The sequence below is a fragment of the Nautilia sp. genome (assembly GCF_053994455.1).
Map to the genome: position 1 here is coordinate 24,377 of NZ_JBMYAU010000017.1, position 6,458 is coordinate 30,834.

The following is a 6,458-nucleotide window of genomic DNA, read 5'->3' on the forward strand; positions in this document are numbered from 1 at the left end:
TTTTAAAGTTCTTTTAAAGTGGCGACCAGCGCTTCGAGTTTGTTATTTACCTCTTTATATTCAAGCTCCGGCCTGCTGTCCGCAACGACTCCCGCACCGGCCTGAAATATTATTTCGTCGTTTTTTACCAGAGCGGTTCTTATCGTGATTGCGGTGTCCATATTGCCGTCAAATCCGAAATATCCCACACTTCCTGCGTAATATCCCCTTTTGAGTCCTTCGTATTTTGCGATAAGCTCCATAGCCTTTATTTTAGGGGCGCCTGTCATTGTCCCGGCCGTAAAAGTTGCTTTAAAAAGATCAAACATATCGTATTTTTCGTCCAGCTCGCCCACAACGTCGCTTACCAAATGCATAACATGGGAATACCTCTCCACCCTCATAAGCTCCTCCACTTCCACACTTCCGGCTTTGGCAACTCTTCCCACGTCGTTCCTGCCGAGATCCACGAGCATTATGTGTTCTGCGACCTCTTTGGGGTCGTTTAGCATATCATGCTCCATTTCCAAATCTTTTTTCAGCGTATTTCCTCTTTTTCTCGTTCCGGCAATGGGTCTTAAAAGTATCATACCTTCGTTGAGCCTTACCATAACTTCCGGTGAGCTTCCGATTATTGCGAAATCGTCCATATCAAGATAATAAAGATAAGGCGAAGGGTTTTTGCTTCTCAGTTTTCTGTAAAATGAGAGCCTGTCTATTTTCGCTTTTACTTTCAGACGGTTGGAAAGCACTATTTGAAATATGTCACCGGCGCCGATATGTTTTTTCGCCGTTTCCACCATTTCGAAAAACTCTTCTTTTGAAAACACGAATTTAGGCTCTTGTGTTATTACGGCCTTTTTTAAAGGAAGGTGTTTGTATGAAGAGTTTATTACGTCTTTTATTATGTACAGGTAATTTTTCAGATGTCCGTCGTTTATTATAACGGTAAGTTCCGAAGATTTATGCGAAAAACCTATTACTATTTTGGGCCTTATCATATAAAAATCGGGTATATCCGTTTCGTCTTCGAGGTTTTGCATATGCCTTTTAAGAACGGGCTCAAAAACCTTTACCATATCGTACCCTATATATCCGACAAATCCGTCGACAAAACCTATTTGCAGTTCCCGCGAAACTTTTTTGTAATATTCCGTATCTATTTTTTCATAATAGGTTTTTAAAAATTCAAAAGGATCGGTTTCATATACGTTTTCCTTAATTCCGTCGAAATAATGTGTTTTTTCGTCTTTGTATACGATTCTTTCCTTTTCGCCGACAAATAAAAACGTATAATTTCCGTCCGTGTTGTTAATGACGCTTTCAAGCAGAAACATTCTCTCTTCAGGAAAAAGATGTTTAATCTGGTTGTATATCGCTATGGGGGAAAATTCGTCAACAAGAAATTTATCGAAAACCATTATTTCACCTTATAAATAAAAGCGTTTTGCGAAATCGTACCTCTGACGGATTTGAGGTTTTTATAAGCGGTTTTTTTATCAAAAGGCCCTATTAAAATTTTAACCACTTCTATTTTTCTTCCGTTTTTAACATATTCGGTTTTATACAGTCTGTAACCGTAACCCTCCTGTTTTATAAGTTCTAAAAATTTTTTATTCGGCTTTTTATATTTCATTAAAGCCGCCACCTGAATGTAATAATGCCCGGCCGCGGCGGCTTTAGCCTCTTTTTTTGCCTGTTTTACTTTTTTTTCCGGTTTTGCGGCGTTTATTTCGGAATTCTGCGGCTGCGGTGCTTGAAGGGGCTGTTCTTCAACAGCGGACTTTTCGGTATCCGAAGGCTGTTCGGCGTTTTCTTTTAAAAGCTTTTCGCTTAAGCTGCTTGTATTGTCTTCTTCAATAGGGACTTCTTTAAACATACTTTCCTGTTTTTCCTCGTTATTTATTTGAGGGGGTATAACAATGCTTTCCTGTTTGTTCGAAACGCTGTTATTGTATATAGCAAATCCCAAAACCCCTATAATAAACACCAAAAAAGCTATCGCCCCGTAAATCAAAGGTTTTTTTACGGGTTTTTTATCATTTAAATTCAATAAATCGTCTTTGTTCGCCATATCGACTCCTTTTTTTACATATGCCTAGCCCATTTTGCCCCTCTTTCTTTCTTATAAAGACCGTAAGGCAGATTGAGTATATTGAATTCTCCGGGCAGTTCGTCGGTGGGGAAAACTCTCCACTGTTTGGGAAGTTTCGCCGCAAGTTTCATAGAAAGGGTTTTTCCGAGCTGAACGGCTTCGTTTAGGGTTGTGTGTCCTTTATGAATATAAAGGTGCAGATGCCCGGGAGTTTTCGAATGATACGCGGTAAAATTCAAAAAACCTTCATCCCTCAAAAGCAGGCTCGCCCTGTTCCAGAATCTTTCGGGATCCCTGCCGTTATAGTCTATAACTATGTTTTCGACTATATTTCTCTGTCTGTTAATCAGATCATGCGCTACTATTATTTTTCCTTCGGCATGCTCGTTCATAACCTGAAACGTTAAAGGCCTGTTTACTTTTTCATATCTGTCGAAAAAAGTTCTCCCTTTATAAACTATTTTACTGACAATTGTACCTTTATATTCATAATAGTAACTTTTATTCATTTTAATTAAAGAAATATCAACGCCGTAAGCCAATATGTCTCCTTTTTATATTAAGGGAAAAACCCTTAATAAGTGGGTTTGTCGTAAATCACGAACTTGCTTGCAAGCTCTTTAAGCTCCGCCGCAACTTTTTCCTGTAATTCCAGATTGTAAATATCGTCAAGCACGTCCGCTATTCTTGTGGCTATCAGTCTGAATTCGTCCTCTTTCATACCCCTCGCAGTAAGAGCCGGGCTTCCTATTCTGATACCGGAAGTTACGAAAGGACTTCTTTTCTCACCCGGAACGGTGTTTTTGTTTACTGTAATTCCCGCGCGTCCGAGTGCCTCTTCGGCTTCTTTGCCGCTGAATTCTTTATTCAGAAAACTTACAAGTACCAAATGATTGTCGGTTCCTCCGCTTACGATGTCATACCCTCTCTCAAGCAGCACTTCGGCCAAAACTTTAGCGTTTGCTTTTACCTGTTTTGCATAATCTTTCCAGCTCGGCTGAAGGTTCATTTTAAATCCGACGGCTTTAGCGGCAATCACATGTACCAACGGTCCTCCCTGAATTCCCGGGAATATGGCGCTGTTGATTTTTTTGGCGTATTCTTCGTTGTTTGTAAGAATAAGTCCGCCTCTGGGACCCCTTAATGTTTTATGGGTTGTGGTGGTTACAACGTCACAGTGTGGGAACGGATGAGGATGTTCTCCCGCAACCACAAGTCCGGCGATATGTGCGATATCGGCCATTAAAATAGCACCGACTTCATCTGCTATTTCCCTGAATTTGGCAAAATCGATTTCCCTCGGATACGCACTCGCCCCGCAGACTATCATTTTGGGTTTTACTATTTTAGCAATGTCCATTACCCTGTCATAGTCGATTCTTCCGGTTTTTTCGTCGATACCGTAAGAAAAACTGTGGTAATGTTTGCCTGAAAAGTTTACTTTCGCCCCGTGTGTCAAATGCCCGCCGTTGCTTAAATCCATTCCGAGCAGTTTGTCAAGAGGCTTTAGAAGCGCCACATACACGGCACCGTTTGCCTGGCTTCCCGAATGCGGCTGCACGTTTGCAAATTCACATCCGAAAAGTTCCTTTGCCCTGTCAATTGCCAGCTGCTCAACCAAATCCGCATACTCACATCCCCCGTAATATCTTTTATACGGATAACCTTCGGCGTATTTGTTTGTAAATACGCTTCCCATAGCTTCCATAACTTCAGGAAGTGTGAAGTTTTCACTCGCAATCATTTCTAAGTGGTTTGTCTGTCTTTCAAGTTCTTTTTCAATTATTGAATACACGTCGATGTCGTAATCTCTTAAACTCATTATTTCTCCTTTTTTATTTTACGTCGTCTTCGTTTTGAATTTCTTTTTTAGGTTTCATCGTCGGAAATAAAATCACATCTTTAATCGAATGTGAATTCGTTAAAAGCATCACGAGCCTGTCGATACCCAAACCTTCACCGGCGGTGGGAGGCATTCCGTACTGAAGCGCCCTTATGTAGTCTTCATCCATTTCCATGCCTTCTTCGTCGCCTTTGGCTTTGGCCTCAAGCTGGGCTTTAAATCTTTCATATTGATCAAGAGGATCGTTGAGCTCGTTAAATCCGTTTGCAATTTCGCGTCCTGCAATGAATAGCTCGAATCTTTCGGCAATTTCCGGATTTTCGTCGCTTCTTCTCGCAAGCGGTGAAATTTCAATAGGAAAGTCAGTTACAAAAGTGGGATCTATCAGTTTGCTTTCCACAAACTCGTCAAAAAGCTCCGCCCACAGTTTGCCTTTGGAGTCTATATGCTCTTCAACTTCAATTCCGTGATCTTTTAAATACTTTTTCATAGCATCCGCATCTTCAAGTATTTCTTCCGGAATATTTCCGATTTTTACAAGAGCGTCCCTGTAAGTAATTGTAGACCAATTGTCAAAATCGATAATCATTTCACCATACTGAAGTTTTTTAGGAAGATTTAATTTTTCAAATAAAAAGTCAAACAGCTCACGAGTGAGTTTCATCAAATCTTCTTTCGTATGATACGCCCAGTAAAATTCTATCATGGTAAATTCAGGGTTGTGGGTGTGGTCAATTCCTTCGTTTCTGAAATTTCTGTTTAGTTCAAACACCGCTTCGAATCCGCCCACGATAAGCCTTTTTAAAAACAGCTCCGGTGCTATTCTGAGGTTCATATCTATATCAAGGGCGTTATGGTGTGTCATAAAAGGCCTCGCATTAGCACCGCCCACAACAGTGTGAAGCATCGGCGTTTCAACTTCCAAAAATCCGTGTTTTAAGAAAAACTCCCTAACCAGCGAGACAATTTTGCTTCTTAAAAGAAACGTGTCTCTTACCTCTTTATTCATAATCATATCAAGATATCTCTGTCTGTATCTTGTTTCGACATCCGTTAGTCCATGAAATTTTTCGGGAAGCGGATGGATTGCTTTAGTTAGTATTTTAACGTCATCCGCGTGTATGCTTAGCTCCCCTGTTTTCGTTACGAACGGATAACCGGTTACTTCGACGATGTCCCCCACTTCAAGATTCTTTTTAAGTAAATTGAATTTATCGCCGAGTTCGTTTTTGGACATATAAACCTGCAATATGCCCGTCATATCTTCTATTTTGAAAAAAGCGGCTTTTCCCATAAGCCTTAAAAACTTAACCCTTCCCGCAACCGTAAATTTCCTGTTTTCGTCACGTCTGTTTTCCAAAGATGCCACATCTTCGTTTTTTTCTAAAAATTCCGAAATTTTAGTGTCTCTTTTTGCATTGTGTCCGTACGGGTTGATACCCGCTTCTTTTAGTTTTTCGGCTTTTTGCATTCTCAGTTTTAAGTATTCGTTGCTAAACATTCAGTTTATCCTTTTTATGTTGTATAAGTGAAATTTTAACATTTTTCCCCAGTTTTTCTAAATCCTCGGGCGTTATATTTATAATTTTTTTGCCTATTTTGACCAAAACAGGAAACATAACGCTTTTTTGGGTGTATTTTTTCATTTTCTCTTTTATAAACGCGACCTGCCAGAGCATTGCTATGATAATGCTTACAAGCAGAAAAAACTTCGCACCCGAAAATATAAAACCCAAAATTCTGTCAAGCGCCCCGAGAGCACTGATTTTCAGAATTTTACCGAGTAAAAACCCTATAAACACCGCCAAAATCCAAAATCCCACGAACACCACTATGAACCCTAAAAGATCAACCGCGGATTTATTGGGGATGTTGAAAAGGTTGTCGTTAATATAAACCCCGGTCTGGTGAAAAAGTTTCGAGGCCAGAAAGAAACCTCCTATAATTCCTATCAGACCGGCGAGTTCTTTTATTATACCGTTAAAATACCCCTTAATTGCGAGAATAAGCGTAATACCGATGATAATTCCGTCAAAAATACTCATCTCACTCCCCTATTTCAAAGCCGTTGCGCTTGATTTTCGCCTGATACAGCGCATTGTCGGCTCTTTTTATGATTTCATCGAAAGTGTCGTTTCTTTTGTGTTTCGCAAGACCTATAGAAACGGTGACCTTGATTAAATCCTCCTTATATTTCAAAAGAGTGTTTTCTATTTTTTTTACAATTCTTTCTATAATTCTTTTTACATGCGAAATATCCATTCTGTTAAAAATAATAATAAACTCATCCCCTCCGTATCTGTAAATTTTGTTTTCCCTTCTTATCATTTTTTTTATTATATCCGCTATTTTTATAAGTACGAAATCCCCAACCAAATGTCCGTATTTATCGTTAATTTCCTTGAAACGATCCAAATCCACTATTGCGATTACAAGGTTAAGATCCCTCTCTTTTCCTTTTTCCAATATTTCGTTTAAATCCTTAAGAAGCGCTTTTCGGTTGTAAACCTTCGTAAGGGGATCTATAAGAAGCTCTTTATA

General features: G+C 39.5%; 7 protein-coding genes. All 7 read right to left on the reverse strand.

The window, feature by feature from the left end; all coding sequences use genetic code 11:
- Positions 1-2 precede the first annotated feature (2 nt).
- The gene (locus ACXJIE_RS01015) at positions 3-1,400 is read right to left on the reverse strand and encodes an anthranilate synthase component I family protein (RefSeq protein WP_456479123.1); all 1,398 of its coding nucleotides are present in this window, start codon (positions 1,398-1,400) and stop codon (positions 3-5) included.
- Positions 1,400-2,053 carry an SPOR domain-containing protein gene (locus ACXJIE_RS01020; RefSeq protein WP_456479124.1) on the reverse strand — a complete coding sequence of 218 codons (654 nt, stop codon included), beginning with the start codon at positions 2,051-2,053 and terminating at the stop codon, positions 1,400-1,402. The genes ACXJIE_RS01015 and ACXJIE_RS01020 overlap by 1 nt, the downstream gene beginning before the upstream one ends.
- A gap of 14 nt (positions 2,054-2,067) precedes the next feature.
- The gene (locus ACXJIE_RS01025) at positions 2,068-2,616 is read right to left on the reverse strand and encodes a DUF1882 domain-containing protein (RefSeq protein WP_456479125.1); all 549 of its coding nucleotides are present in this window, start codon (positions 2,614-2,616) and stop codon (positions 2,068-2,070) included.
- A 32-nt stretch (positions 2,617-2,648) separates the two neighbouring features.
- On the reverse strand, positions 2,649-3,896 hold the full coding sequence (locus ACXJIE_RS01030) for a serine hydroxymethyltransferase (RefSeq protein WP_456479126.1): 1,248 nt from the start codon (positions 3,894-3,896) through the stop codon (positions 2,649-2,651).
- Positions 3,897-3,909: 13 nt separating this feature from the next.
- The gene (lysS, locus tag ACXJIE_RS01035) at positions 3,910-5,418 is read right to left on the reverse strand and encodes a lysine--tRNA ligase (protein ID WP_456479127.1); all 1,509 of its coding nucleotides are present in this window, start codon (positions 5,416-5,418) and stop codon (positions 3,910-3,912) included.
- Positions 5,411-5,962 carry a CvpA family protein gene (locus ACXJIE_RS01040; protein WP_456479128.1) on the reverse strand — a complete coding sequence of 184 codons (552 nt, stop codon included), beginning with the start codon at positions 5,960-5,962 and terminating at the stop codon, positions 5,411-5,413. Before ACXJIE_RS01040 ends, lysS begins: the two co-directional genes overlap by 8 nt.
- A gap of 1 nt (position 5,963) precedes the next feature.
- Positions 5,964-6,458: GGDEF domain-containing protein (locus ACXJIE_RS01045; RefSeq protein WP_456479129.1), on the reverse strand; the 495-nt coding region annotated here is incomplete at its 5' end.

Bases quoted from the DNA above. Each gene is read 5' to 3' on its own strand.
- ACXJIE_RS01015 (WP_456479123.1), bottom strand. From the start codon at position 1,400: ATGGTTTTCGATAAATTTCTTGTTGACGAATTTTCCCCCATAGCGATA.
- ACXJIE_RS01020 (WP_456479124.1), bottom strand. From the start codon at position 2,053: ATGGCGAACAAAGACGATTTATTGAATTTAAATGATAAAAAACCCGTA.
- ACXJIE_RS01030 (WP_456479126.1), bottom strand. From the start codon at position 3,896: ATGAGTTTAAGAGATTACGACATCGACGTGTATTCAATAATTGAAAAA.
- lysS (WP_456479127.1), bottom strand. From the start codon at position 5,418: ATGTTTAGCAACGAATACTTAAAACTGAGAATGCAAAAAGCCGAAAAA.
- ACXJIE_RS01040 (WP_456479128.1), bottom strand. From the start codon at position 5,962: ATGAGTATTTTTGACGGAATTATCATCGGTATTACGCTTATTCTCGCA.